Consider the following 18,553-nt stretch of genomic DNA (forward strand, 5'->3'; position numbering starts at 1 on the left):
TATTACTATGAAGAATATACTTTTTATATTGTGTTTCACTCTCATCATACATACAGCACAGGCACAACAATCTATTTGGAATGCTTGTCGTGAAGGCGATAAAACAACCGTAGAATCTTTGTTAAAACAAAGGGTTTCTATTGACGCTCAAGACCATAAAGGCTTTACACCCTTAATCTTGGCAGTGTATAACCAACAAACAGATTTAGTAAAATATTTATTAGAGAAAGGTGCAAATCCTGATATTGCAGATACCTCTGGCAATACGGCCTTGATGGGAGCTAGTTTTAAAGGATATACCGAAATCGCACAATTATTATTAGAAAAAAAGGCGAATCCTAATATTCAAAATGGTAATGGCGCTACAGCTCTGAGTTTTGCAGCTACTTTTGGGCATCTTTCTTTAGTCAAAGTATTATTGCAGGCAGGAGCCAACAAGCATCTCCAAGATCGTTTTGGGAACACCCCTCTCAAAAATGCATTGATGCAGGAAAATGCCGAAATAGCAGAGCTTTTGAAGTAAAATAGAGTTTAACACACATGAGTCATTATTGTGAAAATTTGTATGCCTTCAGTAGAGACACAATACTTTGCGTCTAAGGCTGAGTCACATATCAAAAAAAGGGGTCGGAAAATAAATTCCAACCCCTTTTTTGATACTATATTTCAGAAGGATACCTCTCAAGACGCAATCATTGCGTCTCTAATGATGGAATTCGATTTTTACAATCACTCAATTTATACCTTCATCGTTCTCCAGCGACCTTTTTTGAAGAAATAAATGCCCATCAGTGCCAAAATAGATTCGGCAATGGCGATGGATAAGAATACCCCAAGTGGTCCCCAATGCCAGTATTGTGCCATCAGATAAGCCAAAGGTATTTCGATAAGCCAGAAACAAATAAAGTTCATAATCGTTGGCGTGCGAGTATCGCCAGCACCATTGAGTGCTTGTCCGATGACCATTCCGTAGCCGAAAAAGAGATAGCCCGCACTCATGATTTGCAAACATAACACACCTACTTCTACGACTTTGGGATTATTGTTGAAAATTGAAATGAAGTTCTCCGCAAAACCTAAAAACAATAAGCCTACCAACAATAGAAATATCATATTGTAAAAAGCGGTTCTCCAAACAGATTTCTCAGCTCGGTCAGGCTGATTAGCCCCTAAATTTTGTCCCATCAAGGTGGCGGCGGCATTCGCCATACCCCATGCTGGCAAAATCGTAAACACGATAATTCTGATAGCAATGGTATAACCTGCCACGGCGTCGCTTCCGAAACTTGAGATAATACGCGTTAAGAAAATCCAGCTTGCCGACTGAATCAAGAACTGCCCTGTACCACCCGAACCAATGGTAATCAAGTTTTTGAGGACAGCCCAGTCTGGTTTGAGTAATCTCAATTCTAAGCGAAGGTTGCCTTGCCCTTTTTGTAAAGACCATAATTGGTACAAAACACCAATGGTTCTGCCTGTGGTAGTGGCAATGGCAGCGCCTTCGACCCCGAATTTTAATCCCATAATCAAGAGGGCATCGAGTGCCATATTGATTATATTGGCCAAAATAATCGAACGCATTGCCGTAGAGGCATCTCCTGCACCACGCAATGCACCGCTGAGTGTGTAAAGTAAAATGATGGAAGGACTACTAATAAACATCAAGCGAGTAAACAAGGCTCCTTGTTCAATCAAATGAGGTTCGCCTCCCATAAGTGCGAGAATTTGTTCAGCAAAAATAGCCCCAGGAATTCCCACGAGAGCCGATAAAACCAAGGAAATAAGAATAACCTGAGATACGGCATGAGCGGCCGCTTCGGGGTTTCCTTCGCCTGTTCGGCGCGAAACAATGGCAGTAGCTGCCGAGCTAAGACCAATAGCAACCGAATAAATCAGGGTAAGTACCGATTCGGTCAACCCAACGGTAGCGATGGCTTCTATGCTAATTTTAGATACAAAAAAGGCATCAACAATCGCGAAGAGGGATTCTCCAATCATTTCTAATATCATAGGAATAGATAAAAGAAAAATCGCTCGATTAATGCTCATTTGCGTATAATTCTGTTCTTCTCCACGAATAGCTTCGAGGAATAGTTCAATGTATTTTTTCATTGAGAATTGCGATACGATAAGATAATGGTAAAATAATATAGCTTTTTATAAAGCAGAAAAGCCTAGTTTTTGACTAGGAAAATAAGAGGGGAAAATAAAGTACCACGTAGGGACTAAAAATTACAAAATCATGGGCATTTACGGCTTAAAGCCTGTTTGAGGTTGGTGTTGCAAAGGTAATAAGATTTAGGACTTTTTATAGAATGTTCTAAAAAATCTTTTCAGAGAAATAAAGAGTATTTTGTCTTTCTCTACACAGCTAAATGATTTGAAATAAAGGATTTACAACCTAAAACAAGTCAAGATAGTGAAGAGTTTCCTTGAAAAATGGCGTTTAAATAAAATTTAGCAGGATTTTAATAAAAAATTAAACATTCAGGAGTACTTTATACATCCAATCTATTCGATATGGCGTAAGTTTGGTACGAACGAAAAATCCTCAGTATTTATACCTATAGATATTTAGCGAAATTTCGCTTAGAATTAATATTCCGCCATCTTACTTTTGTATCAAGATTTGTCACAAATCTTTTCTTATAACAAAACAAACCTTGAAACGAGTAAATCATGATACAAGAATCTATTTATGAGCAAGAACTGAGTCATTGGATTGAAGATGAAAAAGCAGCGCTGGAATTGGTAAATGTGGTAGGTAAACTTTGGTTTGAAAAATCGGTAGAATTGCTACTTTTTAGAAACCAAATGTTTGATGTGAGTTCTTCGGGCTTGTTAAGTTTACATGATTACGCACAGAATTTTATTGGTCAACCTATTACAGTACAAGTAACATTAGAATTAGCACAAGCTATTCATGAAATAGAGATTTCGCCATCACGAATAGATATGGGACGTTTGGGAAGTGAGTGGTTGCAAGAATCTGTATTATACGATAATGCCAAGCAATTTGTCGTAACTAAGTTGGGCGATTTTATTGGAAAAGATAGACTTTGTTTGACGCCCAAAGATGTGGTTTTATATGGTTTTGGACGTATCGGACGTTTGGCGGCACGTATGTTGGTAAGTATGGCAGGAAAAGGTGAACAATTACGTTTGAGAGCCATCGTAACCCGTGACCGTTCGGCAGAAGATATTTACAAACGTGCTGATTTGCTCAGAAATGACTCTATTTATGGTCCATTTGCTGGAACAGTTGCCGTTGACGAAGAAAATAGATGCTTGATTATCAATGGACAACGTGTACAAATGATTAACGCCTCTTCGCCTGAGTCGATTGATTATACACAATATGATATTGATGATGCTTTGGTGATTGATAATACGGGTGTAAAACGAGACCGAGAGGGGTTGAGTAAACACCTTCTGGCAAAAGGAGTTAGCAAAGTATTATTGACAGCTCCAGGCAAAGGCGATATTCCGAATATTGTAGCTGGGGTCAATAATTTGGCGTATGAAGAAGGTGAAAATATATTTTCGGCTGCTTCATGTACCACAAATGCCATCGTTCCGATTTTGTCGGTTATTCATCAAGAATTAGGGATAGAAAGAGGACATATCGAAACGGTTCACTCTTACACTAATGACCAAAACTTGTTGGATAATTATCATCCAAAATCAAGAAGAGGTCGTTCGGCAGCACAAAATTTGGTCATTACCGAAACAGGTGCCGACAAAGCAGTTGCCAAAGTAATTCCTGAGTTAGCTGGCAAATTGACTGGAAATGCTATTCGAGTGCCAACGCCTAATGGTTCTTTGGCCGTATTGAACCTACAAATAGGACGCACGGTAACAAAAGAGGAGGTAAATGAAGTAATTCGTAAGGCTTCACTCAAGGGAGATTTAGTTGAGCAGATTCAGTACTCTATGTCCGAAGAATTAGTTTCTTCTGATATTATCGGAAGCCCAAGTCCTTCAGTATATGATAGTCAAGCGACGATTGTGTCAAAAGATGGGAAAAGCGTTGTGCTATATGTTTGGTACGACAACGAATATGGTTATACAAGACAAACTTTGAAAGTTGCTAAGAATATTTCTGGTGTTTTAAGGTTAATGTATTATTGAGTTAGTTTGATGGTTTAGGTTGCTACAATGAGACCTGTATCATTTGTTTAAGTAAAAAGGGATAGATAAGTAAAAAGCCTTCAAGATATTTCTTGAGGGCTTTTTTGTGGGAAATATCAGACAAAAGAACAGTAGAAGGAGGTGGCCAAACCAATGCTTAAAACCCTCGCTCCCCCTAAAGTCTCCATTTTTCCCAATTTATATGAATTTTCTCTTTACTGGACAAAATTGAAGTTTCTAGTCGTTCCTAGTTCAAGACTTAGTCTTGGACTCACCTTTTAAACAGTTTAAAACTGTTTTCATAAAATTCAGTGGTGAAGTCCAAACATCTGAATGTCCCTTACTCATTTTGTCCTATAATCAGATAAATCACACATTTTCTCAACCACCAATTCACTCAATACCTTTAGTAACCAGGGTTTTGTTTGTATAGCCCATTGGTAAAGGTAATTTCTGCTTGTGGAATAGGTAAGTACTCATCACGACCTGCGGTAAATTTGGCAGTATTCAAGAAGGTACGTCTGGTTTTTTCCTTATTGATATAGGCATTCAACGTAGGTTCGGCAATACCCCAACGAACTAAGTCAAAGAAGCGAGGACCTTCAGTAGCAAACTCCATACGACGTTCCCACTGTAAAGCTTTGCGTGCATAAGCTTGTGTCCAGCCTGTGGTGGTGTATTCTTTTACCAAATACTTCGAAGCAAAAGTTCCATCAGCCTTTTTCAGTCTACCAGTACTTTCTGCGGCACGTTTTCTTACTATATTGATAAGAGGCAATGCGCTTGCTTGTTGTCCCAATTCGATATAGGCTTCTGCTTGCATTAACAAAATATCGTCGTAGCGCAAAATATCGTAGTTTTTAGCAGTTCCCATAAATGGCCCAAGTTTGAAATACGAGGAACTACTTGCCAACTGTTGAGCACGCATCGAGTGAAAATTTCCGTAAACCCCTGCATCACGCACCCAACTATTACTAAATGGCTTGGTGTTATCGTATTTGTACGGGTGACCATCGATACCTACGGTGTGGTCAAGACGAGGGTCGACTGTAGCGGTGGTCAAGTCAATATTCGAATCGTTGAAAGTATCAAACTTTGGCAAACCATTTTCGTCTGTGGCATGGGCATTTACCAAGTTTTGACTTGGCGCATGGAATCCGCAACAGCCATACTGAGGTGCTCCGTGAGGATAATTTAACCCATCTTCAAAATTCAAGCGTCCAGAAGTCGTACCGTCATTTATCGTAAACTGAATAGCAAAAATCGATTCAGAACCATTTTCGGTTTCTGCCAAAAAGTTATCAGCAATATCTTTATTCAAACTGTATTTACCTGAAGAAATTACTGCTTGTGTTAAAGTAACCACTTCTTGCAAACGAGTTTTATTGATGTTTACAACTTGGTGATTTTCATTTTGTTCATAAGCTTGGTACAAACGCAATTTTGCCAAATAGGCCTGAGCCGCCACTTTATTGGCACGACCCAATTCTGGCTGAGAGCTTGGAAGGTTATCAATGGCAAACTGAAAATCTGCCGCAATTTTATTCCATGATTCCTCATTACTTAGGTTATTTGAAACCTTTAAGATTTCTTCTGCTGAAGCATTTTCGTCAAAAATGGGAATATTTTTATACAAAAGCTTCATTGTAAAATAGCTATGTGCACGTAAGAAACGAAGTTCGGCCAAGCGAGTCTTTTTGTTAGGATAGCTAGCTTCGCTAAGTGAGTTTACCGCACGCAATGCCACATTACATCTTGAAATCGACTTAAATAGATTTTGCCAAGTACGAGTTACAAAAGCATTGATAGAAGGCGTAACGAGATTATAATGCTCAATGGCATCGATTTCGCCAACGTCACCTGTACCGCCACCGCCTTTGTAGGCATCATCGGAGCGTACACTTCCGTAGACCCAGTTACTATAAATCGGTCCAATCATGTCGCCATTGCCGATAGCGGCATAAGCGGCGGTTACTAAGCCTTCCACAGCTGTAGGAGATGTTAAATCAGATGAGGACAGCACACCTTTTGGTGTATAATCAAGGGCATCTTTACACGAGTTCATGGTAAGTAAGCCAGTGACAAATAAGAGGGAAAATATTTTTCTTTTCATGAGTTTTGTAGGGGGATGGGCTATCAGTCTTGAGCTATCAGCTATTTAATTCATAAGCTCATGGCTGAATGCCTATGGCTGAAAACTAAAACGATGCATTTACACCGAATGTGAATGTTTGTGGAATGGGTACAGGGTTGATGTCGATACGCTCAGGGTCTGGACCTTGGTAGCTTTTGCTTTTGAACCAGAATAAGTTTTCGCCCATTACGTACACACGTAGCTTTGAGAAAACAGCTTTTGGTGTAAGCGTATAACCCACTTGAACATTACGCATTTTGAAGTACGAAGTATTTACCATAAAATAGTCCGAAGTACGAGTCTCGTTGTTGTTGTCCTTCAAGGTAAGCGCTGGCACTGTTGTATTGGTGTTTTGAGGTGTCCAAGCATCGAATACACCAGGGCCTACGTTTTCACGGCTACGCATGAGATTGTTATAAGTCGTGTACACATCAAAACCTGTACGTCCCGCTATACCCGAACCAAACAAGGACAGGTCAAAGTTTTTGTAAGTCATGTCAAAACGAATACCGTATTCCAATGCTGGCAAAGTAGTACCAATCCAAGTGCGGTCAAGGTCGTCGATTTTACCATCATTATTAATATCTACATAGCGAATACGTCCTGGGGCAGCACCTACTTGCTGTGGCGCAGCATCTACCTCAGCTTGCGACTGGAATAAACCCGCAGTTTTGTATCCAAAAATATCAAATTGTGAATGTCCGATAATAGTGCTTACTAAGTTACCGGGATAGGCTGGGCGAACTTCTTCAGGTAATTCAGTGATTTTATCTCTAAAATGAGCAAAGTTGGCTGATACATTATACTTCAAACCGTTGTTTACTTCACCATGATAACCCAATACCAATTCCCAACCCTTGTTTGATTTAGAAGCACCGTTTACTGCTTTGGTTTGACCTTCACCAAGCGTTGCTGCTACTGGAGGAGTAATTAAAATACCTGTAGTTTGACGAGTAAAGTAGTCGATTGAACCAAAGAATTTATTGTTTAAAAAGGCAAAGTCGACACCTGCGTTTACTTCGTCTGTAGTTTCCCACTTCAAACCTGCGTTGGCTGCTTGTGTTTGTACAAAGCCCGATGGCAAAGTACCTGTATTAGCTCCAGACAAAGAGTACGCCGTTCCAATGTTCATGTATTGCTCCCAGAAACCACCTACCAATTGGGCTTGCGTAGTACCATAGCGAGTGTCAAACAAACCAAAACGAGCAATATCTCCAATTTGTTGATTACCTACACGACCAATGCCTGCACGAAGTTTTAGTTCAGAAACAGTATTATTATTTTTCAAGAAATCTTCTTTATCCAATTTCCAACCCAATGATGCCGCAGGGAAAATACCATAGCGGTTGTCAGTACCAAATCTTGATGAACCGTCACGACGAACTGTCAATGCTGCCAAATATTTATCGCTGTAAGTATAATCTACACGACCGAATTGTGAGAAAAGGATATTACCTGTTACGTTACCCGTAAGTGTTGTGTTACCAGTACCAGCACTTAAGGTAAAATAGTCTTCGTTTTGTAAGGCATATCCTTCTTTTTTCAAGAATTGCGTATTGAGTGTTGTTTTGATATATTCTGTACCTAATAAGAATTTGAATTGATGTTTGTCATTCAAATCCCAGTTATAGCGAAGGGTATTTGACCAAGTTAAACTCAAATATTGGTTTTGGTCAAAGGTCAAACTATTTGTAGTACGGTTAAAAGCTCCTTCTGAGAATGTTGGCGTAATAATCTTGTTTTGGTAACTAGCGTTATCTGCTCCTAAATTGGTTTTGAAGAACAAGTTTTTGATAGGTTGTACTTCAATAAAGATATTACCGAAAGTACTCAAGCGATTAGCATTGTTCCATTTCGCAATATCCTGCATGTGGAGTGGGTTGTTACGGTCAGAATAACCACCACCTGAAGCACCTGCATACGTCACACCGTCTTTTTGGTACACAGGAATAGTTGGTACCAAACTCACAGCCAAACCTGTAGTAGTTGCACCACCCAAGTCAGTAGCCGTTAGGGTCTCGTTAGAATTAGCCACGCGAAGGTTTAAGCCAATACGAACTTTATCGTTGAAGGCACGAGTCATGGCGTTGATACTTCCGCTCAAACGGTCATAATTGGTAAAACGAAGCATACCAGTGTTTTTTAACTGACCAAAGTTTACCTCCAACGATGACGTTTTATTACCTGTCGAAATGGTAAAGTCGTTGCGAGTTACTACGCCCATTTTGTACATCACCGACTGCCAATCTGTATCGCCAACAGGTGTGTTTGGGTCGCCGCCCACGAAAGGTTTTGGCGTAACGCTATTGAGTATAGGATTGCTAAAGTTTTTGTTCCAATCAAAATTATAAATCTCACCATATCCCGAAGCAGGATCTTGTCCATCGTTGATGGATGCTTGCCAAAGGGCTCTACCGCGGTCAACGGCATTGAGCATTTTGAAGCGCATTGCTTTTTCTGACTGGAAAGAAACACTGCTGTTGAACTGAAACTCTACTTTTCCATTGGTATCTCCACCATTTTTTGTCGTTACGATAATTACCCCGTTGGACGCACGAGCACCATAGATAGATTCAGCCGAAGCATCCTTCAATACCTGTACCGATTCGATATTGGTTGGGCTAATATTCTGAAAAACTTCTGGACGTGTTGTCGGAATACCGTCGATGATGTACAATGGGTCATTATTGCCCAAGGTATTAGCACCACGAATCAAAATACGGCTGTTTGAGCCATTAGGCGAGCCATCTTTTTCGATATACAAACCAGCCACACGGCCTTGCAAAGCTTGCATTGGGTTACCAGAACTAATATTTTTGAGCGGTTTCATATCTACCACTGCAACCGAGCCTGTGAGGTCCTGCTTGCGTGAAGATGTATAACCTACCACAACAACTTCGTTGAGCTGATTGCTAGATTCAAGGGCAATAACCAAACTGCTTTGTGTGCCAATAGTAACTGTTTGTGCGGTATAACCAACATAAGAAACCGTCAAACTTTTGGCTGTTTCAGGAACCGTCAACGTAAAATAGCCCTCTGCATTGGTAGAGGCTCCTTTAGTAGTGCCTGTGATTTGGATATTGGCTCCAATGAGCGCTTCTTTGGTGTCGGCAGCAATGACTTTACCAGAAATACTGCGCTGTTGTGCAAGCGATTGCTGGGAAAGTCCCAACATCGACAAGAGGAAAAAGAGTAATAAATTTTTTCTCATTATTTTAGGATTTATTAGTTAAAGATTTTTGAGGGACAAAGTGGCAAAGGCACAAAGTCATCGAGTGTTTCTATGTCGAAGAGATACATTAGTCCTCTATCACATAGTCACATTTATTTTATTGGTTTGCGCCTTTTTCGTTAAACATTTTTCAATACTTTCTTCAGAAATAAATGGCGTAGCACCGTGATGCGTAGCTACCAAAGCTCCCACTGCACAGGCTTTTTGTAGGGCATATTCGTAGTTGTCATTTTGTAAAAAACTAGAAAGAAAACTCGCCAAAAATGAATCGCCACTACCGATGGTATCACATACCTCTACAGGAAAACCTTCGCTTCGATAATACAAACCTTGATGATAAAGCACTGCACCGTCGGCACCCAGTGTGACACATATTGTCTTGAGTTGAAAATGTGTCGCTAACCTTGAAATTTGTTCTTCAATAGTATTTTCTACAAAAAACCAAGAGCAGATTTCGGCTAACTCATGATGATTGAGCTTGACCATATCAGCTTGTGTCATCAGATACGAAAGCGTAGTGGTATCATAATACGGCGGTCGGAGATTCACATCTAGTACTTTGAATTTGGCTACTTGTAAAAGCTCTTTTAGGGTTTCAAAACTCTGAGGTGAGCGGGCAGATAAACTTCCAAATACCAAACAATCAGCTTGAACAACAGTGTCTAAGGCAAGTGGTTCAGACTGGATGTAGTCCCATGCCACAGGTTTGACGATTTTGTAAGTCACATTGCTTTTGTCATCCATATTGACTTTTACAACACCTGTCAAATGGGTATTCCCTTGTTGAATGAGTTGACAGTTAAGTTCTTTACTTTTGACAAATTCGATTAACTCTTTGCCTAGGTCATCGCTCCCGATACGACTGATAATAGATACCTGATGACCAAAATGTTTGAGGTGAATAGCTACATTCATAGGAGCACCACCAGGGATTTTTCCACTCGGAAGCATATCCCAAAGCATCTCGCCAAAGCATACAAATTGTTTCATTTGAAATAGGGTTTAATGAGCTAAAACGATTATTTCAGAATTTTCGAGACTCGTTCCTTTGGTTTCAGGCATGATTTTCCAAGCAAAAAATCCTTGAAGTACCATCATCAGAGCAAAAAAGCTAAAGGTGATGCCTCCGCCGAGGGTTTCGGCCAAATAGGGAAAGGTAAAGGTGATGATGGCTGCCAGTATCCAGTGGGTGAAACTCCCAATGGCTTGTCCATACGCTCGAACCTCGTTGGGAAATATTTCGGCAATGAATACCCAAATCACAGCGCCTTGCGAAAAGCCAAAGAATCCAATAAATAAGAAGAGGTAAAAAGGAACCCAAAGGCTATTGCCTCCCAAATAGAAAGACTGTGCCACCAATACTAAGGCTACTACCAAGCCAATGGAACCCCAACGCATAAGCGCTCGGCGTCCGAATTTATCGATTATGGCAATGCCTAAAAGCGTTGAAAGCAAGTTGACTAAGCCTATTCCTGCCGATGATAGGAGAGAGGAGTCTTTGCCCAGTCCCGACATTTCGAAAATGCGGGGAGCAAAATAAATAATAGCATTAATGCCAGAAACTTGATTAAACACCGCAAATAGTACCGACAAGGTCAGCGGACGACGATAAGCAGGTTGCCAAAGTAGGCTGAATTTGCTTTTGCCTTGTGATTGAGCATTTTCTTGAATTTGGGCTAAAATTTTATCTGCATTTTGTGCATCGATTGTTTCAAGAATCGTTTTGGCTGTTTGAAAATCCTTTTTTACCAATACCAACCACCGTGGACTTTCAGGAATGAGTAGAACCGTAACGATGAATAAGATAGAAGGTAAAGCTTGAATACCGAGCATCCAGCGCCAAGCTTCTGTAAATACTTCGGATAAAAGAAAGTTGGATAAATACGCCATTAGGATGCCCAGTACCACATTGAACTGAAACATGGCAACCAATCGACCTCTTTTGCTAGGAGGTGCAATTTCGGAAATATACATAGGGGCTACCACCGAAGAAATCCCTACGCCCAGCCCGCCTAAAAATCTAAACAACAAGAAGATACTCCAATTGGGCGCAAAAGCAGTACCTAAAGCGGCAACCAAGTAAAAAATAGCGATTAATAATAAGGTAAAACGACGACCGTATTGTTGTGCAGGAATACCCCCCAACAATGAACCCAATACGGTTCCTATTAAAGCAATCGAAACCGTAAGTCCATGCTCAAATACATTGAGGTTCCAGAGGTGTTGGAGGGTTTGTTCTACGCCCGAAATAACTGCAGTGTCGAAGCCAAATAGGAAGCCTCCTAACGCAGCAGACAACGACCATAATACTAGTTTTAAATTCTGATTCATGATAGACTGTTGAATTTTGATGAACCAAAATTAGACTAAACTATAGGCCTTTATTGTCAGTTTTCTTTCAAAGAGTTTTATAATTGATACATTGGTGTAATGTATTGATAATTAGATATTTATATTATTTTTTAAAAATAAATTTATTGCTTATGTTGCATAGATTCAAATAATGTTACATCAACTATTTCGCCATTCTGATGGCGTTTGCTGGGTCTTTTGCTTGAAGAAAGTCGTGAAGTAACTAGGGTTGTTAAATCCAAGTTCGTAGGCGATTTCAGAGATGGTTTTATCTGATTCTTTGAGTAGTGCTTTTGCTTTTAGGAGTTTAAAGTCGGCAATATAATCTGTTACATTTTTGTTGGTCAAAGCAGAAATTTTTCTAAAGAGTTGTACCCTCGACATTCCCAATTCTCGACTGAGTTTTTCGACCGATAGGGTGCTTTCTGTGAGGTGTTTTTCTAGTAATAATTCAAACTCTACTAAGAATTTTCGTTCACCTTTTTGGATTTGGCTAGGGTTGGTAATTTCTCCCGAAAATCTTCTACGCATTCTGTCACGATTGTCGAGGAGGCCTTTGATTTTTTCTTCCAAAAGTTGTTGATTAAAAGGTTTTGGAATATAAGCATCTGCACCTGCACGAGTTCCTTCGATTTGGTTCTCGGTTTGGCCTTTGGCTGTCAACAAAATCACAGGAATATGCGAAGAACGAAAATCATTTTTGATTTTTTGTGTCAATGAAAATCCATCCATGCCTGGCAGCATCACATCGCTAATAATCAAATCGGGGATATTGCTCAGTATTTCTGTCCAACCTGCTTCGGCAGTTTCTACACTTACGACATTATAGAATTGTTGTAATTTTTGTTTCAAGAAAAGTCGTAAATCGGGGTTGTCTTCAATCAAAACAAGCGTATTTTCATGGTGCTCTGCGGCGGGCGTATCCGCCACTACCGTAGGTTCGATATCTTCTTTGGTATAATGAGGCATCTGAGAAATGCCTTCGGTGTCTTCCGAAACGAGTATTGGTAAAGTTATTTTGAAGGTTGTCCCTTTGCCTTTCTGAGATTCTACCTCGATTTCACCTTGGTGTAAGGTCAAAAATTCCCTAGAAAGTGCCAAGCCCAAACCTGTTCCCAGCGAAATATTTTGATTGCCTCGATAAAACAAATCAAAAGCTCTTTCTTTTTCTTCTTGGGTCATCCCGATACCATTGTCAGCAATCAGAATTTCTAACTTTTCCACATTTTTTAATAACGAAATGTGGATAGCACCACCATCGGGCGTGTATTTGAAAGCATTGGATATGATATTGAAAAAGACTTTATCCAACTTTTCGGCATCAAACGAAAAAGGCAAGGTTTTGAATGGACAAATAAACTGTAAATCAATTTGTTGACTTTTAGCTTTTACCTGAAAATCGTTGACGATATCTTTGATAAAACTCACTAAATCATGTTGTTGACGATTCAATTCCATTTTTCCAGAATCTACTTTTCTTAATTCTAGCAACTGATCGACCAACCTCAAAAGGCGATTAGCATTTTTCTGAATCAATAAAAAAGCTTGTCTAGTTTCTTTGACATCCAAGGTTTTTCGGTGAAGAATATCTTGCGTTGGTGTCAAAATAAGACTCAGAGGCGTTCGAAACTCGTGAGAGATATAGGAGTAAAAACGAAGTTTATCTTCAGTAGCTTGTTTGGCCAATAGCGAAATACGTTCTATTTCATTTTTTTGATTCAAAATAGCCTCATTTTGCTCTGACAAGCGAACATTGGATTCCTGACGGTCTCTGAAAAGGTAAAACAGCACAGCTCCCAGTAGCAATAGTAAAATCAAGAAGAAAAAGGATAGATACAAAACTGCTTGTTGGGAAGAAAATATCTTGGTCAAATCGTTGATTCGAGTAGCTTGTCGCTCAATATCAGCGTGTTGCTCCTTTAACTTGTTGAGTTGCGCCAACATGATATTCACATTTTGGCCATCGATAACGCTTGTAAAAAGCTGATTTTCTTTTTCAAAAGCTTGTTTGCGTAATATTTTGGCTGCAACACGGATAGATTCTTCGCCACCTGTAGGGTACAGAATGGTGGCATTGATGATACCTTTTTTTACCAAATCTAACCCTAGATTATCACCAACCAAACCATCTACACCAATGAATTTCACCTTTTTTTCTATACCTAATTCTTTACAAACATGATAGGCGATTAGAGCACATCGGTCGTTATGAGCAAAAATTAAATCGGTCAAATTGGGATTGGATTTGAGTTTTTGGGTCAGCGCTTCTTTCAAATCCTTATCAGCCCAATCTTTATTCAAATAATCAACATATTGAATACGAGGATATTTTTGAATCACTGAATAAAAACCATCATGACGTCCAATGGCAGGAGTTGTTCTTGGGCCAAATCCGATTTCTATTACTCGTCCATGCCCGTTGAGGAGAATATTGGCATATTCGCCTGCATGCTGGCCTACCACAAAGTTATTTGCCCCGACAAAGGCCGTATATTGGTTCGAAAAAACGTGACGATCGACTACCAGCACGGGGATTCCTTTTTGATAAGCTTTGGAAATAGCAGGCTCTAGAAACTTACTATCGTTGGGCGATACAATGAGTAAATCCACAGGGAGGTTGATAAGCTCTTCAATTTGAGCGTATTGTGTTTGGTTATTCCATTTGGAGTCTTTCAAAATCATACTCAGCTCAGGGTAAAAACTGAGTTCTCTGTTCATGCCTTCGACCATTTCTTGACGCCAACGGTCGTCCATTCCACATTGTGAAAAACCGATACGAAAATGCTGTTTCTCGTTCGATTGGCAGGCACTACAAATCAAGAGAATCAGGACAAAAAGCCAGCAATGGGAAGAAGTATATTTTTTCATATTGATGAAGAAATGCGTTATCCCTAAATGACAAAAAGATAAACAATGTTTGGAAAAACACAGCTTATCTTTTTGAGAAAGGGTCAGGTTGAGATGCTTGGAGCTTTAGTTCAGATATTTAAGTTACCAAGTTTTTTTCAAAGCCCAGATTTTCAAAGTTTTTACTTTTACTCCTGCTTCGGTGGATTGAATACTAAATTGGTTAAAGTTTTCGCTTGGGAAGAAAATATCAGTCATGACAGTTTTGCCATTGTCTGCAAATAGTTCGGCCGAAGCCACGTCAACAAACAAATGTAGTTTAACCATTTTGTTTTCGGTAAAACGAGGAGCAATATCTATTTTCTCAAAAAATTCTTTCGAAAAACTATGGTCACCAGCTTGGCTTCTATCGCTGAAAAATTGATTAGACTCACTATCGTATCCTATGCTATATTTTTCTCCTTTGGTGTTTGAAAAAACTAATGACACTTTTCCAGAACGAGGTTTTTCAAATTCTATTTCTAGTTCTGATAAAGTCGGTTTGAAACCCAACTTTGGTGTCCACGATTCGGAGGTTAATGTTTTTGCTTGTGATAAAACAAAGCTTTTTTGAGGAACTCTCAAGGCTTGTAATTCCTTGACAGGCTCAGAAATTAAGCGGTATCCTTGGGTAGTTTTTTGTAATGACAATACACGTGGGAGTGTAGCCGCACTACGCCAAGCTTCTGTTGGCACATTTTGGGCATATTGCCAGTTGCTCATCCAGCCAATCAATATTCTACGACCATCTTTTTGTGGTACATCCGACCAAGTTACACCTGCGTAGTTGTCACGACCATAGTCCATCCACAAACCTTGATTATTTTGAATATAAGGTTTAATAGAATCATCAAGAATAAAGTTTTTCCCGTCAAAATCTCCTAAAAAATACTGTGTGCCCGAACCGCCGTTTGGAGCGCCAGGGTTGATATTGATGATAAGCACCCATTTTTTACCTTCAGGAGTTGGCAATTGGAAAAAGTCTGGGCATTCCCACACACCACCATGATTGCCCCATTCTTTGCCAAAGCTACAAGCCAATTTCCAGTCTTTTAAGTTTTTTGATGTCCATATCTCAGCGTGGTCTTGTACAGCCAATGTTACCAACCATTGCTGATGTTGCTCGTCCCAAGTTACTTTTGGGTCTCTAAAATCACGAATTCCAGGGTTTTTGATGACTGGATTTTGAGCATATTTTATCCAAGTACGTCCGTTATCGTTGCTGTAGGCTATTCCTTGTGTTTGAAAATCTATGGCGCCTGCTTTTTCACCAGCCATATTATGGTAGGTAAACATCGCAACCAACGGAGGCTTGTTGTTTTTACCCAAACCACTCGTATTTTTCCAGTCCACTATCGCACTTCCTGAAAATATATAACCCAAAGAATCGGGATATAAACCAATAGGAAGATTTTTCCAATGAGTCAGATTTTTACTGATGGCATGCCCCCAGTGCATAGGTCCCCATACATTTTTATCAGGATAGTGCTGATAAAACAAATGATATTCGCCTTGATAATAAACCATACCGTTGGGGTCGTTCATCCAACCTTTGGGTGGTGAAAAATGGTATTGAAGACGATGAGGCTCATCATATTTGGCATCAGGAACAGCTTGCTGCGCCTCGGCTGACAAAATTGGAAGTATGCCTAATGATAAATATGTGACGATAGCTTTTGCAGACATAGTTTTGTTAGAAATATGGAATTTGAATGTTTGATTATCCAAAACTACTATGACCTTTTTTATCCTTCTTTTGTAAAATGTACAGATACCTTTAAAAATGTTACATTTTTGTAATTATCTGATATATAGTTGATTAGTATTTCGTGTAGAAGTGGAAATATCAAAAATGTTACATGACTATCAAAATCGTTACAGATCTGGGTCTCCAAGTCAACTAAACACCTTTTTGAGTTGTGCGGTTTTTAGCTTCATCAGTAAGAGCGAAACTTTCTCGACGAGTAATTTTTTGACAAAAGCTACATCTCTAAATCGTAATGCACTCCAATCTTCATCAATGGCTACCATACGAACAGTTTCGAGGTTATGTGCTGCAACAGCAGCCCAGCCAGTATCTCGATTGAATTCACAGCGATATTTCTTAGATGTTCCCTTGGGATAGCAAAACCAAACGACAGCATCTTTACCCAACTTAGGAGCTATGGCATTGATGCTTTCTTCAATTTCTTGTAAAGTCATTACAAAACTGAGGACAAAATCGATGACTTCGGTATCTTCAACAGCGGTTATGATTTGAGCTTGTCCAATAATTTCATCCAATGCCTGCTCAAAGGATTCAGGTGCGCTGAGCACCAAAACCGTATTCTGACCTTTGTAATTAAGTTTTGAAAAAAGGCTTGCCATAATTGAGTATAAGTTATTTGTGTATTCGTTATTAGGATGTGCTACACTTTTGGTTAGTGAGACACTCGCCATGAATTACTTACGTTTTCTCTTATTACTGGTATCCTCTTCGTCCTCTTCTTCGTCCTCATCTTCTTCCTCGTCCTCTTCTTCGTCCTCATCTTCTTCATCGTCCTCCTCTTCATCACCTTCTATACTGTAGTCATAACCGTCTTCGTCACCATATTCGATGGCTAAATCTTCCAAATCAGACAGGAAATCCTCTTCATTTTCGGTATAAAGATAAAATTCGGTTAATTGTACATAAGTGCCATTGTCATCCTCATCAATTTCATATTCGAAGTAATAGTTTTCTTCTTCCTCGACATATTCATCTAATAGACTTTCCAAATCTTCAAGAAAAGCATCTGTATCTTCGGTATATACATAAAAGTCATTGATGACCAGATAATCTTCATCATAGAAATAAGAAGAGTCGTCTTCTACTTCTACGCCTTCGCTATAATCAAGGTTTTCTACAGACTTAATAATCCAGCTATCTTGACCATTGAACTCTTCGTTCATTACATAGTCGTAAGGAATATAGCAATAGCCTTTGTCGCCCCATTCAAGGCCCCACGAGTTTCGAACAATAAACACTTTATCAATATCCGAATATCCTACGCAGAGCATGGCATGCCAACCATGTTCTTCTCGAACATTATCGGATTTGCGAGGCATAGGAACGCGTCCTTTATTTTTGGAAGCCTCATCAAAAGAGTTAAAAGTATTGAGTGCAAAAGCTATAGGATAACCATCAGCCAAAGTTTCACGCCAAAGATTGAGATCAGTTTCGATAAATTCTGCATCCACAATTTTGAAATTACCGCCTTGGTCATAAGCCTCAGAACTTGGTTCATCGTTGACGTAGTCATACTCGTTTGGCCAAAGGTTTTCGGCACAAGCGCCATATTCTTTCAAACCTTGAATAGCATATTCCATGTACGAACCTTCATCTTTATCGTGATTATCACCAATATATCGAGCATTGAAATAGATAAATAAACGACTAACGTCCTCAGAGTCACCTAATTCTCTTTTGGCAAGATATTCATACGCACCCGCCAATGCATTGGCTACGCAACTGTTGCCGACTTGTTCCTCAATTGAGGTTAAATAGGGGCGTAAATCTACCTTTTGTGGTAAGGCTTTTTGACTTTTAGCAATTCTTCTTTTGGCATCGGCAGGGACTCTTCCTGCCAAATAACCACCAGTTCTTTTAGACATATGTTAGTTTGGGCTTTGGGCTTTTGGTAATTGGCTTTGAGCAATCGGTTTTCGGCAATGGGCAAGTTCCTAGTTCAAGACTTAGTCTTGGACTTACTTTTTAACCAGTTTAAAACTGTATTATTAAAGTTTAGTGAAGAAGTCTAAACACCTGAATGTCTCTTACTCGTTTTGTCCAGTAACAA

Annotated in this window: 11 protein-coding genes; 2 read left to right on the forward strand and 9 right to left on the reverse strand. The window is 39.6% G+C overall.

The genetic code is table 11. The features are described from left to right. Positions 1–7 precede the first annotated feature (7 nt). On the forward strand, positions 8–523 hold the full coding sequence (locus BWI92_RS23415; protein WP_095167409.1) for an ankyrin repeat domain-containing protein: 516 nt from the start codon (positions 8–10) through the stop codon (positions 521–523). 215 nt (positions 524–738) lie between these two features. Here the strand turns inward: BWI92_RS23415 and BWI92_RS23420 are convergent, their stop codons facing one another. Beyond that, on the reverse strand, positions 739–2,112 hold the full coding sequence (locus tag BWI92_RS23420) for an MATE family efflux transporter (RefSeq protein WP_095167411.1): 1,374 nt from the start codon (positions 2,110–2,112) through the stop codon (positions 739–741). A 567-nt stretch (positions 2,113–2,679) separates the two neighbouring features. Here BWI92_RS23420 and BWI92_RS23425 point away from each other — a divergent pair. After that, positions 2,680–4,131: a glyceraldehyde-3-phosphate dehydrogenase gene (locus tag BWI92_RS23425; protein ID WP_095167413.1), complete on the forward strand. Its 1,452-nt coding sequence runs from the start codon at positions 2,680–2,682 to the stop codon at positions 4,129–4,131. Positions 4,132–4,537: 406 nt separating this feature from the next. On the opposite strand, the gene BWI92_RS23430 is transcribed toward BWI92_RS23425, so the two are convergent. From BWI92_RS23430 to BWI92_RS23465, 8 genes are all read right to left on the reverse strand, one after another. Continuing rightward, complete coding sequence (locus BWI92_RS23430) at positions 4,538–6,244, reverse strand: RagB/SusD family nutrient uptake outer membrane protein (protein WP_095167415.1); 1,707 nt, start codon at positions 6,242–6,244, stop codon at positions 4,538–4,540. Between the two features lie 85 nt (positions 6,245–6,329). Beyond that, a complete protein-coding gene (locus BWI92_RS23435; RefSeq protein ID WP_095167417.1) occupies positions 6,330–9,476 on the reverse strand; it encodes a TonB-dependent receptor in 3,147 nt (1,048 codons plus the stop codon). Between the two features lie 99 nt (positions 9,477–9,575). Beyond that, on the reverse strand, positions 9,576–10,487 hold the full coding sequence (locus tag BWI92_RS23440) for a carbohydrate kinase (RefSeq protein ID WP_229363504.1): 912 nt from the start codon (positions 10,485–10,487) through the stop codon (positions 9,576–9,578). Between the two features lie 12 nt (positions 10,488–10,499). Next, positions 10,500–11,828 carry a sugar porter family MFS transporter gene (locus BWI92_RS23445; RefSeq protein WP_095167419.1) on the reverse strand — a complete coding sequence of 443 codons (1,329 nt, stop codon included), beginning with the start codon at positions 11,826–11,828 and terminating at the stop codon, positions 10,500–10,502. A 180-nt stretch (positions 11,829–12,008) separates the two neighbouring features. Continuing rightward, the gene (locus tag BWI92_RS23450; RefSeq protein ID WP_095167421.1) at positions 12,009–14,717 is read right to left on the reverse strand and encodes a substrate-binding domain-containing protein; all 2,709 of its coding nucleotides are present in this window, start codon (positions 14,715–14,717) and stop codon (positions 12,009–12,011) included. Between the two features lie 123 nt (positions 14,718–14,840). Beyond that, positions 14,841–16,421 (reverse strand): glycoside hydrolase family 32 protein, encoded by a 1,581-nt coding sequence (locus tag BWI92_RS23455; RefSeq protein WP_095167424.1) that lies wholly within the window; start codon positions 16,419–16,421, stop codon positions 14,841–14,843. 210 nt (positions 16,422–16,631) lie between these two features. After that, positions 16,632–17,102: a hypothetical protein gene (locus tag BWI92_RS23460; RefSeq protein ID WP_141234897.1), complete on the reverse strand. Its 471-nt coding sequence runs from the start codon at positions 17,100–17,102 to the stop codon at positions 16,632–16,634. A gap of 75 nt (positions 17,103–17,177) precedes the next feature. After that, positions 17,178–18,368, reverse strand: coding sequence for a C1 family peptidase (locus BWI92_RS23465; protein WP_095167428.1), 1,191 nt, complete (start codon positions 18,366–18,368; stop codon positions 17,178–17,180). Positions 18,369–18,553: the final 185 nt, after the last annotated feature.

The organism is Flectobacillus sp. BAB-3569 (assembly GCF_002270355.1).
GTDB classification, from domain to species: Bacteria; Bacteroidota; Bacteroidia; order Cytophagales; family Spirosomataceae; genus Flectobacillus; species Flectobacillus roseus.

Coding starts and splice junctions, on each gene's coding strand:
- BWI92_RS23430 (WP_095167415.1), bottom strand. CDS start 6,244: ATGAAAAGAAAAATATTTTCCCTCTTATTTGTCACTGGCTTACTTACC.
- BWI92_RS23450 (WP_095167421.1), bottom strand. CDS start 14,717: ATGAAAAAATATACTTCTTCCCATTGCTGGCTTTTTGTCCTGATTCTC.
- BWI92_RS23415 (WP_095167409.1), top strand. CDS start 8: ATGAAGAATATACTTTTTATATTGTGTTTCACTCTCATCATACATACA.
- BWI92_RS23455 (WP_095167424.1), bottom strand. CDS start 16,421: ATGTCTGCAAAAGCTATCGTCACATATTTATCATTAGGCATACTTCCA.
- BWI92_RS23435 (WP_095167417.1), bottom strand. CDS start 9,476: ATGAGAAAAAATTTATTACTCTTTTTCCTCTTGTCGATGTTGGGACTT.
- BWI92_RS23425 (WP_095167413.1), top strand. CDS start 2,680: ATGATACAAGAATCTATTTATGAGCAAGAACTGAGTCATTGGATTGAA.
- BWI92_RS23465 (WP_095167428.1), bottom strand. CDS start 18,368: ATGTCTAAAAGAACTGGTGGTTATTTGGCAGGAAGAGTCCCTGCCGAT.
- BWI92_RS23440 (WP_229363504.1), bottom strand. CDS start 10,487: ATGAAACAATTTGTATGCTTTGGCGAGATGCTTTGGGATATGCTTCCG.
- BWI92_RS23460 (WP_141234897.1), bottom strand. CDS start 17,102: ATGGCAAGCCTTTTTTCAAAACTTAATTACAAAGGTCAGAATACGGTT.
- BWI92_RS23445 (WP_095167419.1), bottom strand. CDS start 11,828: ATGAATCAGAATTTAAAACTAGTATTATGGTCGTTGTCTGCTGCGTTA.
- BWI92_RS23420 (WP_095167411.1), bottom strand. CDS start 2,112: ATGAAAAAATACATTGAACTATTCCTCGAAGCTATTCGTGGAGAAGAA.